The sequence below is a fragment of the Mammaliicoccus fleurettii genome (assembly GCF_002018435.1).
Taxonomy (GTDB): domain Bacteria; phylum Bacillota; class Bacilli; order Staphylococcales; family Staphylococcaceae; genus Mammaliicoccus; species Mammaliicoccus fleurettii.
This window is the reverse complement of record NZ_MWJM01000004.1, coordinates 115,624-132,724: the sequence shown is the minus strand read 5'-3', so window position 1 is coordinate 132,724 and position 17,101 is coordinate 115,624. Positions and strand designations below refer to the sequence as shown.

17 protein-coding genes are annotated in these 17,101 nt (G+C 29.3%); 16 read left to right on the top strand and 1 reads right to left on the bottom strand.

From position 1 onward, the window contains the following. The first annotated feature begins 308 nt into the window (after window positions 1–308). Entirely contained in the window at window positions 309–1,703 is a 1,395-nt protein-coding gene (gene nhaC, locus B2G86_RS04945) for a Na+/H+ antiporter NhaC (RefSeq protein ID WP_078357023.1), read from the top strand. Window positions 1,704–1,745: 42 nt separating this feature from the next. Here nhaC and B2G86_RS04940 read toward each other — a convergent pair whose 3' ends face one another. Further along, complete coding sequence (locus B2G86_RS04940; RefSeq protein ID WP_078357022.1) at window positions 1,746–2,540, bottom strand: CHAP domain-containing protein; 795 nt, start codon at window positions 2,538–2,540, stop codon at window positions 1,746–1,748. 489 nt (window positions 2,541–3,029) lie between these two features. Here B2G86_RS04940 and B2G86_RS04935 point away from each other — a divergent pair, with 489 nt between their 5' ends. The 15 genes from B2G86_RS04935 (at window position 3,030) to B2G86_RS04865 (ending at window position 17,074) form a co-directional block, all read left to right on the top strand. Beyond that, on the top strand, window positions 3,030–5,048 hold the full coding sequence (locus B2G86_RS04935) for a helix-turn-helix transcriptional regulator (RefSeq protein WP_078357021.1): 2,019 nt from the start codon (window positions 3,030–3,032) through the stop codon (window positions 5,046–5,048). A gap of 12 nt (window positions 5,049–5,060) precedes the next feature. Continuing rightward, entirely contained in the window at window positions 5,061–5,372 is a 312-nt protein-coding gene (locus B2G86_RS04930) for a transcriptional regulator, SarA/Rot family (protein WP_078357020.1), read from the top strand. A 20-nt stretch (window positions 5,373–5,392) separates the two neighbouring features. After that, a complete protein-coding gene (locus B2G86_RS04925; RefSeq protein ID WP_078357019.1) occupies window positions 5,393–5,806 on the top strand; it encodes a transcriptional regulator, SarA/Rot family in 414 nt (137 codons plus the stop codon). 33 nt (window positions 5,807–5,839) lie between these two features. Beyond that, window positions 5,840–6,388, top strand: a complete 549-nt coding sequence (locus tag B2G86_RS04920) for a tubby C-terminal domain-like protein (RefSeq protein ID WP_078357018.1) — start codon at window positions 5,840–5,842, stop codon at window positions 6,386–6,388. Between the two features lie 25 nt (window positions 6,389–6,413). Next, complete coding sequence (locus B2G86_RS04915; RefSeq protein WP_078357017.1) at window positions 6,414–6,779, top strand: hypothetical protein; 366 nt, start codon at window positions 6,414–6,416, stop codon at window positions 6,777–6,779. A gap of 129 nt (window positions 6,780–6,908) precedes the next feature. After that, on the top strand, window positions 6,909–7,961 hold the full coding sequence (locus B2G86_RS04910; protein WP_078357016.1) for an LLM class flavin-dependent oxidoreductase: 1,053 nt from the start codon (window positions 6,909–6,911) through the stop codon (window positions 7,959–7,961). Continuing rightward, window positions 7,958–8,314: a hypothetical protein gene (locus B2G86_RS04905; RefSeq protein WP_078357015.1), complete on the top strand. Its 357-nt coding sequence runs from the start codon at window positions 7,958–7,960 to the stop codon at window positions 8,312–8,314. The genes B2G86_RS04910 and B2G86_RS04905 overlap by 4 nt, the downstream gene beginning before the upstream one ends. Before the next feature lie 340 nt (window positions 8,315–8,654). Then, on the top strand, window positions 8,655–9,011 hold the full coding sequence (locus B2G86_RS04900; protein ID WP_078357014.1) for a transcriptional regulator, SarA/Rot family: 357 nt from the start codon (window positions 8,655–8,657) through the stop codon (window positions 9,009–9,011). Window positions 9,012–9,093: 82 nt separating this feature from the next. After that, window positions 9,094–9,702: a C39 family peptidase gene (locus B2G86_RS04895; protein ID WP_078357013.1), complete on the top strand. Its 609-nt coding sequence runs from the start codon at window positions 9,094–9,096 to the stop codon at window positions 9,700–9,702. A gap of 80 nt (window positions 9,703–9,782) precedes the next feature. Next, window positions 9,783–11,282 carry a DUF6583 family protein gene (locus B2G86_RS04890; protein ID WP_078357012.1) on the top strand — a complete coding sequence of 500 codons (1,500 nt, stop codon included), beginning with the start codon at window positions 9,783–9,785 and terminating at the stop codon, window positions 11,280–11,282. A 19-nt stretch (window positions 11,283–11,301) separates the two neighbouring features. Further along, window positions 11,302–12,468: an ABC transporter permease gene (locus B2G86_RS04885; protein ID WP_078357011.1), complete on the top strand. Its 1,167-nt coding sequence runs from the start codon at window positions 11,302–11,304 to the stop codon at window positions 12,466–12,468. Then, window positions 12,465–13,385, top strand: a complete 921-nt coding sequence (locus tag B2G86_RS04880; RefSeq protein ID WP_078357010.1) for an ABC transporter permease — start codon at window positions 12,465–12,467, stop codon at window positions 13,383–13,385. Before B2G86_RS04885 ends, B2G86_RS04880 begins: the two co-directional genes overlap by 4 nt. Window positions 13,386–13,396: 11 nt before the next feature. Continuing rightward, window positions 13,397–14,065 (top strand): ABC transporter ATP-binding protein, encoded by a 669-nt coding sequence (locus B2G86_RS04875; RefSeq protein WP_078357009.1) that lies wholly within the window; start codon window positions 13,397–13,399, stop codon window positions 14,063–14,065. Window positions 14,066–14,323: 258 nt separating this feature from the next. Further along, a complete protein-coding gene (locus B2G86_RS04870) occupies window positions 14,324–15,715 on the top strand; it encodes an L-cystine transporter (protein ID WP_078357008.1) in 1,392 nt (463 codons plus the stop codon). A 189-nt stretch (window positions 15,716–15,904) separates the two neighbouring features. Beyond that, window positions 15,905–17,074: an acyl-CoA dehydrogenase family protein gene (locus tag B2G86_RS04865; RefSeq protein ID WP_078357007.1), complete on the top strand. Its 1,170-nt coding sequence runs from the start codon at window positions 15,905–15,907 to the stop codon at window positions 17,072–17,074. Window positions 17,075–17,101: the final 27 nt, after the last annotated feature.

Here is a 17,101-nt window from a genome sequence, read left to right as displayed (position 1 = left end):
CCGACGACAAATATTACTTTAACAGATGAATTTAGCTTTGTGTTGATTTTCATACAGTTGTTACTTAATCATAATGCTATTCAATCTTTTAGTAATATTCTTGAGAAATTATGACAACTAGTAATATGGGGTTAGCATTATCATTATAGGGTTTTGGTTAAATTGTGAGAAAACGACTGTCATTTTCTTGTAATATTATATTTACGTTATTAATAATTTGATGATGAGTAGTTAGCATAAATTGCAACTGCTTTTTTACTATATAAAATGAAGTTTTTGTCTATTTTTATAAGTAGAGGGGGAATTATATGAAGAGACTACCTACTTTGTTTGAAGCGATTTCCAGTATTGTAGTAATGGGACTAGTAGTATTGGTTGGTTTTGGTATATTGCATTATCCAATTCAACCATTATTAATTATTGCAGCGGTATACGCGAGTTTTATAGCATTTAGAGTAGGTTTATCATGGGAAGATTTACAAGATGGCATTACAAAAAGACTCGCTACAGCTATGCCAGCTATATACATAATTTTTTCAGTAGGTATTTTAATAGGGACATGGATGTTTTCCGGCACTGTTCCAGCATTAATTTATTATGGATTAGAATTGATTAATCCGACATATTTTTTAGTAACAGCATTTATTATTACAGCAGTTACATCTGTAGCAACAGGAACTGCATGGGGATCGGTTGGAACTGCAGGGATTGCTTTAATTGCAATTGCTAGTGAAATGAATATTCCAACAGGTATGGTTGCAGGTGTTGTAATAGCTGGTGGTGTTTTTGGAGATAAAATGTCACCACTTTCTGATACAACTAATTTAGCAGCCTTAGTAACTAAAGTTAATATATTTAAACATATTCAACATATGATGTGGACAACAATACCTGCATCAATAATTGGATTAATTGTATGGTTTATTGCAGGATTGCAATTTAGCTCTGAAAATATTGAAAATAAACGTATGAATATTTTATTAAATAATATAGGTGAGGCTTTTAATTTAAATTTTTGGGTATGGTTACCAGTAATCGTTATTGTTGCCGGTATTAGTATTGGAAAACCAACAGTACCAATGATGTTGTTATCAAGTTTAGTAGCCATGTTTGTAGGTGTTATAAACAATGGATTTGAAATAGTTGATGCGTTTAATGTGACAATGAACGGATTCGATATAGGTATGACGAGTTTATCAAGTAATGAAGTATCGAATTCAATGCTAGATCTCGTTAAACGTGGTGGCATTATGAGTATGACTGAAATAGTTGTTACTATTTTTTGTGGTTATGCATTTGCAGGGATAGTTGAAGCTTCTGGTAGTTTGAAGGTTATATTAACAACTATATCTAGCAAAGTTTCAAAAGATTCACATCTTATATTAGTGACAATAGCTGGAAGTTTAATACTTGTATTTGCTGCCGGTGTTGCATCAGTTGTGATTATTATGATTGGTGTATTATTGATGGATATGTACAATGAGAGAAAGTTGGATCGTGTAAATCTATCTCGAACATTAGAAGATTGTGGAACGATGGTATTACCATTTATTCCGTGGGGGACATCAGGTATTTATTACCGTGATTTATTACATGTTTCGTTAGGAGATTTCTTCTGGTGGGCAGTGCCATGCTATTTATGTGTATTCTTCGCAGCATTTTATGGTATCACAGGTATAGGTATTAAAAAAATAAAAGCATAAAAAAAGAGCAATCATATGATTGCTCTTTTTTATATATTATTCTTAGTGAATGTAGTTGTAAGAACCAGCTGCTGAAGCTGAGATAGTACGACTTGAAACAACACCAACACCTTGGTAGTTCATTTCAGAAACTTGGATAGAACCGTCAGAGTTTACTTTATCAACGTAAGCTACGTGACCATATCCACCAGCTGTAGATTGTAAAACTGAACCTGAAGCTGGTTTGTTGTTTACAGTGTAACCTGATTGAGCTGCTGCGCTAGCCCAGTTATTTGCGTTACCCCAAGTGCTACCTAAGTCAGGACGTTTGCTGAATGCATAATAAGTACATTGACCTGAAGTGTATAAGTTAGCTCCTCCGCCAGTTGATGGGCGTGAAGTTGATGTAGATGTAGTGCTAACGTTTGAACTTGAGTTTGATGTAGTAGTTGCATTGTTACTTGATGATGGTGCTTGTGTAGTAGTAACATGTACGTTATTTTGGTTTGAAGAAGAATTATTTGAATCTCCTAAACCACCACCATTTGGTGCAGCATTGAATGCTGGTTGTGAATAATTTGTATTTGAAGCTGCTTTGTTATTTGAAGAAGCTGTATTGTTTGATGATGTAGTGTTAGCTACTTGTTGTTGAGCTTGGTTACCATATTGAGATGAAGGATTCCAGTTACCTTCCCAAGTGTAATGGTAGTTACCTTGTTGGTCGATTGTATAATTGTAAGAATAAGAATAAGGATCGTTTGGGTTATATCCTTGGTTGTTTTCTGCTGCGTCTGCGTCATGTGCCATAAATGTTGCGATTCCCGCTGTTGCGATTGCTGCTGTTGCTAATTTTTTCATAATTTGTAAATCCTCCTAGATAATTTAAAAATATTTTTTTCGTATATGTTTTATGTTTTTTTCTAATAAGTTTTTTTCTCTGCTGTTTATCAACAAAATCTACTTTATCAGAAATGAATTACTTTGTGTTGAATGTTAAAGCTTTGTAATTTAATTTAAATATCTAATGATTTCATGTAATAATTCCGAACATTTCGCAATGATTAAGAAATGCTGTAGCAACGGTGTTTCTAGGTGTAAAATCGAAGAAAGTCTATTTCTTTGTTACACGTTTGTAATATTTAAGACATAATAAAATATTTGACTTTGCTAATTAATAATATTATTTATATTTGATTTATATAAAAGTTATAGCTTTTAAGGAAATAAAATAAGTACAAAATTTCATAATAAAAAGTCAAGAATAAAGTATTTTTAATATTATTTGTTGAATTATAATTATCCTTACTTATAAATAAAGATGTTTCAAGTTGAATAGAGGTGTTTAAAATGCTGATTGATTGTAATTTGAAATTTTATCAAACCTTAAATGTTCAATCAGAATTTAATATAGGTTTACTAATACTATATATAATAGAAGGAAGTAGTAATATTTCTATAAATGGTAAAACTAAAAAATATAAATCGAAAGACTTCATTATTATAAATGACTTAGATCATTACCGTATTTTATCGGCTAAGAAAAATGTCATTGCAAGTTTGTGTTTATCAAGAGTAGAACTTGATTATTTCTTTCAATTTAATAAAAGGTACTACATTAACAAAGATAAACTTGATTCGAGTATGCTCAGATTCTATATGAATAAGTTGATTGTAAATTACTTAAATAATAAACGTAAAAAAGAAAAGAGAAATAAAGTATTTGAACATCTTAACCAGTTAGTTATGACACTACATTTATATAGAGAGTTAGATGAAACAGTTGAATATAGCATGACTAATGACATAAATAAAGCTATAGATTATATGTATCATAATTATAAAAATAAGTTGTATATTGGGGAAGTAGCGACAAAATCATTATTATCTGTAAGGTGGTTTTCTGACAGGCTTGTAGAAGTAACGAGTATGCGTTATCGGGATTTAATAAGTGCTATTCGTTTATCTTACAGTACATTTGATTTAATGTATTCTAAAAAATTAATATCTGAAATAGCGAATGATAATGGATTTACAAATGAATCAGGATTTATTGGCCATTTTAAAAATAAATATGGAATTACCCCAGGGAAATTTAGAAAACAACTTGAAAATGATCAATACTATCCATTTCATAATAAAAACACGACACTATTTCAAAATTTTGAGCAGTTAAATGAACAGATCAAATATTTAACAGATAGTGATATTGACTATGTCAATATGGATATAAATTTTAAAAATAAACTAAGTTCAAAAATTACAACTCCAAACTTACTAATTTATATTAGAAATATAGAATCACTTACTAATAATTTTCAACAATCAAAGTTGTTATCTATGAGAAGGGAAATTGGTTTATATGGATTGTTATTTTCAAATCAGCTATTTTATGAGCTATTTCAGTCGAATTTTGAAAATAATAAACTTGTACATCAAATGTTTTCTTTTTCATTAGAACACCAATTTGATATTTCATTCGAGGTAAAGTTAACAAGAAACGAAAATTTAGAAGAAATTATAATGTTTTTTAAGAGATTATTAAATTATTTAACAGATTGCACATATTTTTATGGACAACGCAGTTTTCAATTCTATATCGATGCATCGTATCACCAATATAATCGTATTTCTAAAATCATAAAAGAATACTTAAAAGAATCTAATGTGATATTGATACTTAACAAACAAAACAACTATTTAGCAAAGCGAATGTCTCATAAAATGGGTGACAAAAACCAAATAGCATGTAAAGTACATCATGAAATAGACTCCGACAAAGATATAACATCTATATTGAAAAATAATCCCTCGTTAAATATCTTCTATCAACCTAAAATCCCTAATCGAATTGAGTCACTAATATCAATATTTAAATGGAGTATCGAATTTAATCAAAATATTTCAATGATTATTGATGATACATGGATAGATAGTATGATTCCTTCACAAAGCAGCCATCTCATGATTAAAGAATTACAATTAAATAAGGAAAGTCAGTATCAACTATTTGAATTGATACTAACTTTAAAACGTTTGCGAGGAGATATTGTTTACTTCAATGGTTTGATACTGATGACACATTATCTTAATGAATATCAAATTATTATTTTCCCAAATATGAAAGTTTTTAATAGATTGCATCAAAGGCTAAATATCAATGGTTTTAAGTTAGGTGAAATTGAATATAGACATCATGACATCTTTATCAAAAATAATCGAATTTTAATTAATCAAAATAGCGAAAGTGAAGGTAACAATAAGGATACCGAAGTAAGTTTTAAAAAAGAAACTGGGAAGTTAATTGTTCAGTTTTATACTTCTCCAGATGTTATTAAGCATATTTATATAAAACAAAAAATAAACTAAGGTGGTATTACAATGGAAAAACAAATTAAAAATTTACTAAACTTACATTATTTAAATATTCAAGCGAAGAAAATTTTAAAAAAAGAATATGCATTAAATATTTACCATTTAAAAGTTTTGAAATATATAGATGATAACAAAAAGAAAACTGAGTTTAACTCATCAGAAATCAAGGAAGTACTTGCTATTAATCAAACAATGTTAACTCATGTTCTTTCATATCTACATAACTTGGACTACTTTAAAAAAGAGAGATCAAAAATCGATGAGAGAAAAGTCCTTATAATGGTAGAAACTCGTCACAAAAAAAAATTAATCAATTAATTCACCATATAGAAATGAGTATGCATAATGATTTAAGGACAATCGATTTTAACATTACTGAAAATAATTTGTTAGATTATATTTTGAGATTAAATGCGTGTATTGCATTAATGCATAATACCATTAGTAATAAATACAAAATAAATATAGATCACTTTATGATTTTGCTATTTATTCAACAAAGAAATCAACGAACATGTACATTAAAAGATATAAAAAATAAATTTGGATGGGACTTAGTTAAAATTAACAAATCTATAAAGACACTTGTTCAATTAAAATATGTCAGTAAAAAAAGAGATGAAAAAGATGAAAGGGTTGTATTAGTGGATATTTATAAAAATGTTGAATTAGAAGTAAACAAAATTATTGAGGAAGTGCTAGCAGAGTATATCAATAATTATGGTGAACAAAATTTAGCTATGGTAAAATGAAGTTATTAAATAAGTGTAATTTTGGAGGCTATTATGACTCATTTTCATTTTAAGGAAAATTTTTGGGGAGCATCAACAAAGCCAATTGAAATTTACGATGAACAAAATAATCCAGCTTTTGTTTTGAGTTTGTACTATACATCTAGTAGACAAGAAACATTTGCATTACTAGGACGAAAAAAGCATAATTTCAAAATCGAATTTGACGGTGGATCGTATAAAGTTTTGCAAGAACGATCATTAGAAGGTAAGTTTAAGACGCCTTTTAAAAACGTATGGGAAGTTTTTAAAAATGATACTAAGATAGGTACGTTTGAAACGCGATTTGGATTTAAGCCAAAAATCATTTTTAATGGAACAAAAAATGATTCTTTAATATTTGAGTCTGGATTTATCTCTCGCTCAGTTAAAGTTACGGATCAAGATGGTAAAGATGTTATGGAAACAAAGTCTGAAAGGTTTAAAGTGGCTTCTAATCATGGTATTAATGTTATAAGTAACCAATACCATCCTGCAATGTTGATTATGTTGTTCCAAGTATTCTTTGAATATCAAGAATATCAAAGAAGTAAATCAAATTAAATTTCTGTGATAGGGGATATTGGCGATGTTTAAATTTTTTAAAAAAGAACATCATTTAAAAAATATTAATAAAAATGAACCTATTAATATAGATGGTATGACCATTGTAGATGCATATTATATTCAAGATAGCCAAGTAGAAGCATATAAAAGAGATAGAGAACGATATAGTGATGCATTAATTTATATTTTGGGTCAGTTCTTTTCAGATGTAGATAGAATGTTTGAAGGTACAGATGATGGTGAAGCCATAGTTGCTTTTAATAATGATGAACCAGTTAAATATATTTATTTAAATCCTGAAACAATTGATCAGATTAGAATATATGAACAAGAAATGCCATTAAAATCTGCAATCATGAGGTTTTGTAAATTAGAAAATGATATTTAATATGTAGCAGTGATAAAAGCTAAAGACAATAGCTTTTACCACTGCTACTTTTTTAGAATTTAAATGTTGACATTTTTTATTTTAGTACTATAATTATACCTAGTATAATAATTATATCGAGGTGAGAATATGAAATTCGAATTAGGATTATCCTCTTTTGCTGAAATATCACCTATTGATGGTGTGAAAGAACCATTTTCTGCACATGAAAGAATAAATCAAGTAGTTGAAGAAATTAAACTAGCAGATAAAGTTGGTCTTGATATATATGGGTTAGGCGAGCACCATAGAGAAGATTATGCGGTCTCTGATCCAGTTACTGTACTAGCTGCAGCAGCAAGTCAGACAAGTAATATTAGATTATCTTCGGCAGTAACAGTATTATCTTCTGATGATCCTGTAAGAGTATATCAAAGATTTGCTACATTAGATGCTATAAGTAATGGTAGAGCAGAAATAATGGCTGGTAGAGGATCGTTCATAGAATCGTTTCCGTTATTTGGTTACGACTTAAAAGATTACGATTTACTTTATAAAGAAAAACTGGACTTATTACTAGAAATCAATGGAAATGAAACAGTGAACTGGCAAGGTCAAACTAGAGCTGCAATTGATAATTTACAAGTGTTTCCTAGAGCTGTACAAGATAAATTACCAATTTGGTTAGCTACAGGTGGCAATCCAGAATCATCGATGAGAGCAGGAAAATTGGGATTGCCAATTACTTATGCTATTATTGGGGGTGCGCCAAGTCGCTTTAAGCGTAATGTAGCAATGTATAAAGCTGTAGCAGAGTCTAATGGCTTTGATACATCACAATTACCTATCGCGACTCACTCATGGGGTTATGTTTCCGATACTGATGAATTAGCTAAAAAAGAATATTATCCATCTAGTTCATATGTTATTAATCAATTAGGTAAAGAACGTGGATGGCCACCTTATTCAATAGAGAAATTCGAACAAGAAATTGTCCACGGTGCATTGTTTGTAGGTAGTCCTGAAACAGTTGCAGCAAAAATTATTAAACTGTATGAAGATCTTGGTGTTAATCGATTTATGTTACATTTACCAGTAGGTTCAATGCCACATGAAAAAGTATTAAAGTCTATTCAACTATTAGGAGAAAAGGTAAAACCGATAGTAGATGAATATATGAAAAATAAGGAGGAATTTAAATAATGTTAAGATATTTATTAAATGTATATGTAGGTAAACAAATTTTTGATGCAAGTAAACCAAAAGTAAAAGATGATGACGGTATGGCTCAACAATTTGAAGAAGGATTTGGTCTTTCAAGAAACTCAATGAAAATAGCAGGTGGACTTGAATTAGTAGGATCAATTTTCTTATTCTTAAGTACATGCAGCAAATCATTATCTAGATTAGGTTCAGTTATTGTAGGTTCAGTTATGGGCGTAGCTGCATACAAACATTATGAAGCTGGTCATGGCTTTAAAGGTGCTAAACATGCATTAACACTATTAGGTTTATCAGCATTAAGTTTTGTTGATACACTTGGTAAGAAAAAATAATAGCAATATAAAAAGAGCGTACATTTAGATCTTAAATGTACGCTCTTTTTATATTTGGAAAGTAATAAACTTTTAAAATATAATAAAAACCAATATTGAACATAGGTAATCATTTTAAAGATTGAACGCTTTAACCCTTGATACTAAAGCGTTTATTCTAAAAATATGAATGTTGAAAAGTCAATTATTGAAAATTTATTGAATATTTTTATAACTCATTATAAAATAATAAATATTATTAATTCATTGTGTTGAAAAGGAAAAATATGCTATAGACTCTAAAGATTGCACAATATACCAATTCAACAACTAGCTATTTTAACTTGAGGAGTTGCTTGCAATGGAAACAGTATCAGTATCAATCAGAAATATTGTTGAGTTAGTACTTATTAGTAAAAAGGCGAAAGACCACCTTTCTAAAATTAAGAGTGAGTTTGTATTGTCTTTTGAAGAAATATATATACTTGTGTATATATATAAAGGAGAGAAAGATTGTTATAATGTAAAAGACATTATTAAACAATCTAAATTCAAGCCTTATTATATTTCAAAAGCAGTACAAAATTTAAAAGAAAAAGGTCTTATCTCTAAAAAAAGAAATGATAAAGATGAGCGAACAGTAGCCATCCAAGTATCAAAAATACAACATAAAAAGATAAAGAATTTATTGATGGAAATCGAAGCCGAAATATTATAAATTTATTGTGTAAAGTGCATCATTATGGTGCACTTTAATTTTATTTATACTATATAGTTATTTATAAATAAGGAGTCCTGTTATGAAAGTACTATTAAATGTAAAACCTAAAAGTCAGTTGTTTCCTATTCCGATGATGATGGGATGTGAAGGTACTTCATGTTCAATGTTGTTAAATTACTATAATAAAAAGGTTGATGCGACGACCATTATGAGAGATTGGCCAACTCATCCTTATGATCCAAAGAAAGGATATGTAGGGAATCATTTTTTTATTAAGTTTGGTCACCATCAAACGATATTTCCTAATGTATTAGCCTCATTTTTAAATAGATATGATACTGATATAGTAGATGGCACTGGAACAGAACTTAAAGATTTAGAGAAAATAATTAAAAGTGGTAACCCTGTTGTTATTTATCATACAACTTTAGGACAGACTCCGATAAATAAAACATTCAAGTTAGGAAATAAAGAAAAAGAGTTTGTGACGAATATACATGTTACATTGTTAATAGGCTTTGACGATAATCATTATTACTATATAGATCCATTATGGAAAAGTATCAAAAATAAAATGGTCGTTCCAGCATTGTGGCCATCAAAATTACAAATTATCAAAATAAATAAAAATAAAATGATTGAAAGTTATAATAAACCAGGAAAAATGTGTATTTTCAAAAAAATATAAATATTTAAAAATTATTATGCCATATAGTTGTAATATTTGTTATGATATTATTATAAATATAAAAAAAAAGAGGTGTTTATATGTCTACTAAAATAAAGTTACTCATAGTAGGAATTGTAGTAGCATTTATTGCAATAGTGGGAATTGGTGGAGCAGCAACATATTACTTTTTAACAAATACGCCGAAGAATACATACTTATTAAGTGAACAAGAATCTGCAAAATCATGGAAAGAATATTTCAATGATAGATTTGAAAATGAAGCTGAATTTCAAGAAAAAATGCAAGATGAGTCATATGAAACTTCATTAAAATTTGGAGCGGAACTACCTGAATCGTTAATTTCACAGTTAGGTGTTCCAAAATCAGTAGTTGATTCTACTAATTTAGTGTTAAATGTAGGGCATGATCCTAAAAAAGAAAATTCAAAATTAGGTATTGAACCAACAATTGCAGATAATAAAATTGGAAACTTCCAATGGAGTGCTGATAAAAATAATCAATATGTAGAATCACCATTATTTAACGATGTTTACAAAGTGAAAAATAATGAAATTAAAAAAGGTGTTGAAAAAGCATCAGGTCAACCTTTAGAAACTACTGAAGGACAAAAGATCACAAATGATTCTTTAAATTTAAATACAATCTTATCTGGTTCACAAATATCTCAAGATGATATTGATAAAATATCTAAACGTTATAGCGATTTGTTCGTTGATCAGTTAGATGATGATAACTTTAAAAAAGATAAAGAAAAAGTTAAAATTTTCGATGATGAAAAAGAATTGAAAAAATTAACAATGAAATTAAGTTCTAAAGATACTAAAAAAATCACTGTAGCAATGCTTGAAGAAGCTAAAAAAGATGAAGACATCAAAAATATTGCTGAAAAACAAGGTAACATCAAAGATTACGACAAAGAAATTAATGATTTACTAAAAGACGCTAAGGATGAAAAGGAATCAAAATATCCTAAAGTCAATTCTATTATTTATGTAGATGGTAAAGAAATATTAAAACGTGATTTAACAATTACAAATCAAGATAATAAAAAAGTTAATATCAAAGGTACAAACGTTATTGATGATGGTGTTCAAGTAGATTACAAAATTTCAATGCCAGGAGAAGATGGTGGACTTTCATTAAAAGGTAAATCAACTGATGGTGATGAAATTAAAGATAAATATGATTTAGTAATTGAAGAAAATTCATACAGTAAGACAACTGCAAAATTAGATAACACATCTAAAGTAGATGGAGATAAACGTACTGACAAAGGTAAATTAACGTTCAGTGATGCAACTAGTCAACCGTTTGATCTTAACTACGACCATAATTTGACAACTGACACTAAAAATAATCAGCAAAAGCAAAAATTAAATGTCGATTTCGATGTTAATGGAGAGAATATCAAGTTAATTATGGATGGTAATACTGAACTGAAAAAAGACATTAAATTCAAAAAAGATGGCGCAATTGATTTTAATAGTTTATCAGATTCAGAAGTTGAGGATTTAACAAAAGAAATGCAAGATAAAACTGAAAAAATTGGTGAAGATCTTGCTAAAGAACTTCAATAATTAAGAGAGGAGTGGTAATATGTCGACAATCAAATTGTTCAACATATACCACTCTTTTTTAATTAAAAAGTGGTATTTAATTGTCTATATTTTATTGTTATTTATAGCTGTGTTAGCGATTATGATTGGTGTTAACCAGATGAATCAAAAAGATGACAACTTTACAATTGGAATAGTTGATAAAGATCAGTCTAAAGAAACAAAATTGATTTTAAATGCTATTGGAGATGGTCAATCATTAGGTAATGATCTTTCAATAAAGCATTATAATGAGAAACGAGCACATAATTTATTAGAAAAAAAGAAAATTGATGGGTATTTTATATTTAAGGACGGAATGACAAAAGCTTTTTATCAAAATGGAGAGTTACCAATTGTAGTTAATACTTTTGATACACAATCAGTGGAAAGTATTATCATATTACAGCTAACAGATTCTGTATACAGTCGGTTAATGTTATCTATGGGTGGGGCAATGTCTTATGCTTCACTTTATCCAAATGCTACAGAGAATGAATTATTAACAATGATGACGGATATGTTATTTACAGGGCTAAATAGAAGTGGTTCTTTTGATGAAGAACCGGTAAAAGTATTTGATACATTAAGTTATTATACGATTTCAATTTATTTTGTATCTATATTTTTATTCTTCTTTTCTATTTTTAGTATTTTAAAAATGAATCAAAAGGATGCATTGAAAGAAAGATTAAGCATGTTCCATTTCTCGTATGAAAAGCTCACAATCGTAAGAGGTATATTTAGTTTAGGTTATACAATTTTATGGAGTGTAGTGGGTTTATGGATAATAATTAAATTCCTTAAACCGGAGTTTGAAATGTATAATTTAAATGCACTTATTATGAGCTTGTCATATTATTTATTCTTTTTAACTTGTTCATTTATCTTTATAGATATTGCTTTTAGAAATGCAATCAACTATATATTGAAGATAGGATTAACGTTAGTAATTTTGCTTTTTTCAGGTGCGATCATTCCTATTATTTATTTAAAAGGTTTAAGTGGGGGTTTGATTGAAAGTTTACCTTTTACAATTGTGTATAATCAATTGCTTGAGCTATTTTTAAATAATTACATTATTGATCTGCACCCAATGTTTTATTGGAATATTTTAATTATGATAGGCTTACTGACAACCTCGATATATTGGAGGTATCGCCAATGAAACCAATGTTCAATCTAGTTGTTTTGAAACAATGGAAACAATATGTGGTATTACTGTTAATATTGGTTCTGACAATTTCTGTAGTTTTAATGGCTCAAACAACATCAAACAAATTATTCAAAATGCCTATTGCTGTTCAAGATATGGATCAATCTGCATCTTCCAAAGAGTTGATTCATAATTTAGAACAAACAAAGTATTTAGAAGTGATCCATATTTCGAAAGATGAAGCATATATTGAAGATTTTATTGAAAAGAAAGAAGCAATTGTAAGTTTACAAATTCCAAAAGATTTCAGTGATAGATTAAAAGAAAATCGATTAAAAGATGCCTTATTGCTATATTATAAAGATGATTTTATTGGTGAAATTGCTTTAGAAGTTACTAGTAAATCTTTGTATAAACAACAGATACCCGTTATTATTCAAGATCACTTAAAAAAAGCTGACCATAAAGTAAGCATGGATAAAATTAAACAAGAATATAAAAAAGATACACCTCACTCGAAAATGGAGCACCATGCTGTTAAAAAGAATGCGGATGTTTCTATTAGTGCTGGCGCAATAATTGCACTTTTATTATTAGTGAGTTGTAGCCAAGTGGTATTGCATCAACGTCTTAAGCAAAATGCAGCATTAGACAGATTAATGATGTTTAATGGCACAAAATTAAAGCTATATACTTTTTATGTCATGACACATGTTATTTTGTTATTTTTAATCATTTTGACTGTGAGTTTAATACTGTCATGGTCACTTAGTATTTTATTTTATGTAACAACACTATGTATCCTTATAGCATATGAGTTTGGCTTAAGTATATTGTTATTTAAAATTAATACACTTAGCCACAAGTTATTTATGGCTATTATGTGGTCAATTGCGATTAGTTGTCTGTATTTATATATCCAAATATAGGAGGTGTCTTGATGATTACAATAGAAAATTTATCAAAAAGCTATAAGGATAAACAAATCTTTCAAAATTTTAATACGACTTTTAAAGACAAGACACTAACTGTATTACTCGGTGAAAACGGTGCTGGTAAATCAACACTTTTAAGAATCATAACAGCTCTAGAAAAAGCGAATGGTGGTACAGTTAAGTACTTTGGAGAACGATTAAGTAATAGAGAAATTAAAGAAAAAATTGGATATATTCCTCAAGACATAGCTTTGTTTGAACATCTGACTGTAAATGAAAATATTGAATTTTTTAAAGCGCTTAGTAAACAATCAATTTCTTCTAATCTTATAGAAGACTATTGTGAAAAACTTAATTTATTTGAAAGAAAAGCTAAAATTTCTGCACTATCTGGTGGGACGAAAAGGAAGGTCAATTTATTAATTGGATTATTAAGTAATCCTAGTATATTAATTTTAGATGAACCAACAGTAGGGATAGATTTAAAATCTAGGTATGACATTCACCAATTATTAAATAGTTTAAAAGAATCGAGACTTATTATTTTGACTACGCATCATTTGGATGAAGTTGAAAGTTTAGCAGATGAAATTAAACTAATAGGAAAAGATTCTTTTTATCGAAATATTTTATCTGAAAAAGGATGGGAATTTGAAGATAGTTTGCATAATTGAATATGATATACTCACGTTCTGAAAAGTACTCCTAAGCCGTAATTCATAATTACGAATTGGGAGTATTTTATTTTTTGTATTTTAAAATTGTATGCTTAAATTTGATTTATTATTTCAGTTCAGATTTAAGGATAAGAAATCGTGAGTCTTTAATGAATTATCTAAAAATTTAGAAATATAAAAACGTATTGCAAATAAAATTTTTAACGTGTATTCTTATTTAATGTATCGGAATTAAAAGGATTGGGAGGTCAAGTAATGGAAACGTTTTGGATTGTTATAAATATTATTGTTTTCTTACTATTTATAGGTTTATTAGGTTATTTAACAAAGAAACATGTGAAGTTCTCTAAACGTGTACTTATCGGTTTAGGAATCGGTATTGTATTTGGTTTAGCATTACACTTGATATATGGTGTGGATTCTAAAATTACTGAAACAACAGCGTCTTGGTTTGATATTGTTGGTACTGGTTACGTGAAACTATTACAAATGATTGTAATGCCACTTATATTTATTTCAATAGTATCTGCGTTTACAAAGATAACGATTGGACAAAATTTTGCTAAAGTTGGAGCTTGGATATTTACTTTCTTAATAGGAACAGTAGCTATTGCTGCTTTAGTAGGTATTATATACGCAATGCTATTCAATTTGGATGCTTCACAAATTGATTTAGGCGATGTAGAAAATAGTCGTGGACAAGAAATCGAACAAACGTCTAAAGATATGGAAGCAAATAATTTACCAAGCCAAATTATAGAATTATTACCAGCAAATCCATTTTTAGATTTCACTGGAGCTAGAGGCACTTCAACGATAGCTGTAGTGATATTCGCAGGATTTGTAGGATTTAGTTTCTTACGTGTAATGAGAAAAGAACCTGAAAAAGGTAGCTTGCTTAAAAGAGGGATTGATGCGATTTATGCATTAGTTATGGGTATTGTTACTTTTGTATTAAGATTAACGCCTTATGGTATTTTAGCGATTATGACTAAAACTGTAATGACAAGTAACTTTGAAGCAGTATGGACATTAGGTAAGTTCGTTCTTGCTTCTTATGCCGCATTAATTACAATGTATATTATTCATTTAATATTAGTGTCAGTTGTTGGGTTGAACCCTGTGACATACGTTAAAAAGACAAGTGAAGCATTGTTGTTTGCATTTACATCTAGATCAAGTGCAGGAACTTTACCAATAAATGTACAAACTCAAACGACTCGTTTAGGTGTTCCAGAAGGCGTAGCAAACTTTGCCGGCTCATTTGGTTTATCTATAGGGCAAAATGGATGTGCAGGTATTTATCCAGCTATGTTAGCAATGATGATTGCACCAAGTGTTGGTATAGATATAGATTTACCATTTATCCTATCAGTTATAGGTGTAGTTGTAATTAGTTCATTTGGTGTAGCCGGTGTAGGTGGTGGCGCGACATTTGCTGCTATACTTGTCCTATCTACATTGAATTTACCTATTGCATTAGCAGGTGTGTTAATATCTGTTGAACCACTTATAGATATGGGTAGAACAGCATTGAATGTCAATGATTCCATGTTAGCTGGTACAGCAACTGCTAAAATGACAGGTCAATTAGATGAAGATGTATATAATGATCAAGACTTTAATGAATTAGGGGAGTCTTATTAATATTTAATCACTTAAAATAAAACGCAAAGTCTGATAATCACATGAATCATCAGCTTTGTTTTAAACTGTCGACAAAGTCTCCGATTTAGTTGGCAGTTTTTCTTTTGTTAAAAACTTATCGATATAGTCGGATTAATATTGAAAGCAATTAAGTACAATGATAAAGTGTTATTAAGGAGTGTGGACACAATGAGTAGAGATTTATTTATTAAAAATGAATTCCAGAAAAAATGGATAGATAAAATAGAAGATCATAAAGAATCATTGCAAAAGTATGCAGAGAAAAATGATTTAAATTCAGAATTTCCATATGAAAATATTAATTGGTTAATTGAAGAAGGATATACTAAAATTGTACTTCCAAAATCTTACGGCGGAGAAGGTGCAACTCCAGAAGATGTCGTATTATTTCAAGAAACATTAGGTAAAATAGACGGTGCAACAGCTTTAGCAATTGGATGGCATATGGGAGTAGTTGGCCAAATCTATCAAGAAAAATTATGGACTAAAGAATTATTAGACGAATTTGCAAAAGAAGTTGTGAATGGTGCGATTGTAAATAGAGCAGTAAGTGAAGCGGAAACAGGTAGCCCTACAAGAGGGGCGAGACCAAGTACAAACGCTGAACGTAAAGGAGACCATTATATTATAAATGGTGTTAAAACTTTTACTACAATGAGTCAAAGATTAACACACTTTTTAGTAGGAGCATATGTCCCAGAAAAAGAAGCGCTTGGATTTTTCTTGATTCCTAGAGATACAGAAGGCTTATCTATTGCTGAAAATTGGAATATGGTAGGTATGCGTGCTACTGAAAGCCATGATTTAGTGTTAGACGATGTTAAAATTCACGAAAAATATTTAGTAGAAGTTGCTAATGGACCGAGAGGAAATAATATAAATCCGTGGAATCTTCATATTCCTGCAGTTTATTTAGGTATCGGTCAAGCGGCTCGTGATTATGCAATCGATTTTGCAAATGAATATAGCCCTGGAAGTATTGAAGGTGTTATAGCTGATATTCCAGCAGTACAACAAAATATCGGAAATATGGAATTAGAGCTTACTACAGCAAGACATTATATTTATAGTGTGATAGATAAGTATTTAAATCCTTCAATAACTGATGCGCAAATAGATGTTGAACTCGGTGTAGCTAAACATGTTGTCGTAAATCATTCAATCAAAATTATAGATATTGCAATGAGAATCGTTGGTGCGAAAAGCTTACAAATGGAAAGACCATTACAAAGATATTATAGAGATATTCGTGCTGGATTACATAATCCGCCAATGGATGATGTCACTATTACAAAATTAGCTAAGAAAGCACGAGAAGAAAGAAATAACATTCAATAATAAAAAAGACGAAAAATTAACATTAGA

What these genes read in the sequence shown, in the direction of transcription:
- nhaC (WP_078357023.1), top strand. Translation starts at nt 309, where the DNA reads ATGAAGAGACTACCTACTTTGTTTGAAGCGATTTCCAGTATTGTAGTA.
- B2G86_RS04940 (WP_078357022.1), bottom strand. Translation starts at nt 2,540, where the DNA reads ATGAAAAAATTAGCAACAGCAGCAATCGCAACAGCGGGAATCGCAACA.
- B2G86_RS04935 (WP_078357021.1), top strand. Translation starts at nt 3,030, where the DNA reads ATGCTGATTGATTGTAATTTGAAATTTTATCAAACCTTAAATGTTCAA.
- B2G86_RS04930 (WP_078357020.1), top strand. Translation starts at nt 5,061, where the DNA reads ATGGAAAAACAAATTAAAAATTTACTAAACTTACATTATTTAAATATT.
- B2G86_RS04925 (WP_078357019.1), top strand. Translation starts at nt 5,393, where the DNA reads ATGCATAATGATTTAAGGACAATCGATTTTAACATTACTGAAAATAAT.
- B2G86_RS04920 (WP_078357018.1), top strand. Translation starts at nt 5,840, where the DNA reads ATGACTCATTTTCATTTTAAGGAAAATTTTTGGGGAGCATCAACAAAG.
- B2G86_RS04915 (WP_078357017.1), top strand. Translation starts at nt 6,414, where the DNA reads ATGTTTAAATTTTTTAAAAAAGAACATCATTTAAAAAATATTAATAAA.
- B2G86_RS04910 (WP_078357016.1), top strand. Translation starts at nt 6,909, where the DNA reads ATGAAATTCGAATTAGGATTATCCTCTTTTGCTGAAATATCACCTATT.
- B2G86_RS04900 (WP_078357014.1), top strand. Translation starts at nt 8,655, where the DNA reads ATGGAAACAGTATCAGTATCAATCAGAAATATTGTTGAGTTAGTACTT.
- B2G86_RS04895 (WP_078357013.1), top strand. Translation starts at nt 9,094, where the DNA reads ATGAAAGTACTATTAAATGTAAAACCTAAAAGTCAGTTGTTTCCTATT.
- B2G86_RS04890 (WP_078357012.1), top strand. Translation starts at nt 9,783, where the DNA reads ATGTCTACTAAAATAAAGTTACTCATAGTAGGAATTGTAGTAGCATTT.
- B2G86_RS04885 (WP_078357011.1), top strand. Translation starts at nt 11,302, where the DNA reads ATGTCGACAATCAAATTGTTCAACATATACCACTCTTTTTTAATTAAA.
- B2G86_RS04880 (WP_078357010.1), top strand. Translation starts at nt 12,465, where the DNA reads ATGAAACCAATGTTCAATCTAGTTGTTTTGAAACAATGGAAACAATAT.
- B2G86_RS04875 (WP_078357009.1), top strand. Translation starts at nt 13,397, where the DNA reads ATGATTACAATAGAAAATTTATCAAAAAGCTATAAGGATAAACAAATC.
- B2G86_RS04870 (WP_078357008.1), top strand. Translation starts at nt 14,324, where the DNA reads ATGGAAACGTTTTGGATTGTTATAAATATTATTGTTTTCTTACTATTT.
- B2G86_RS04865 (WP_078357007.1), top strand. Translation starts at nt 15,905, where the DNA reads ATGAGTAGAGATTTATTTATTAAAAATGAATTCCAGAAAAAATGGATA.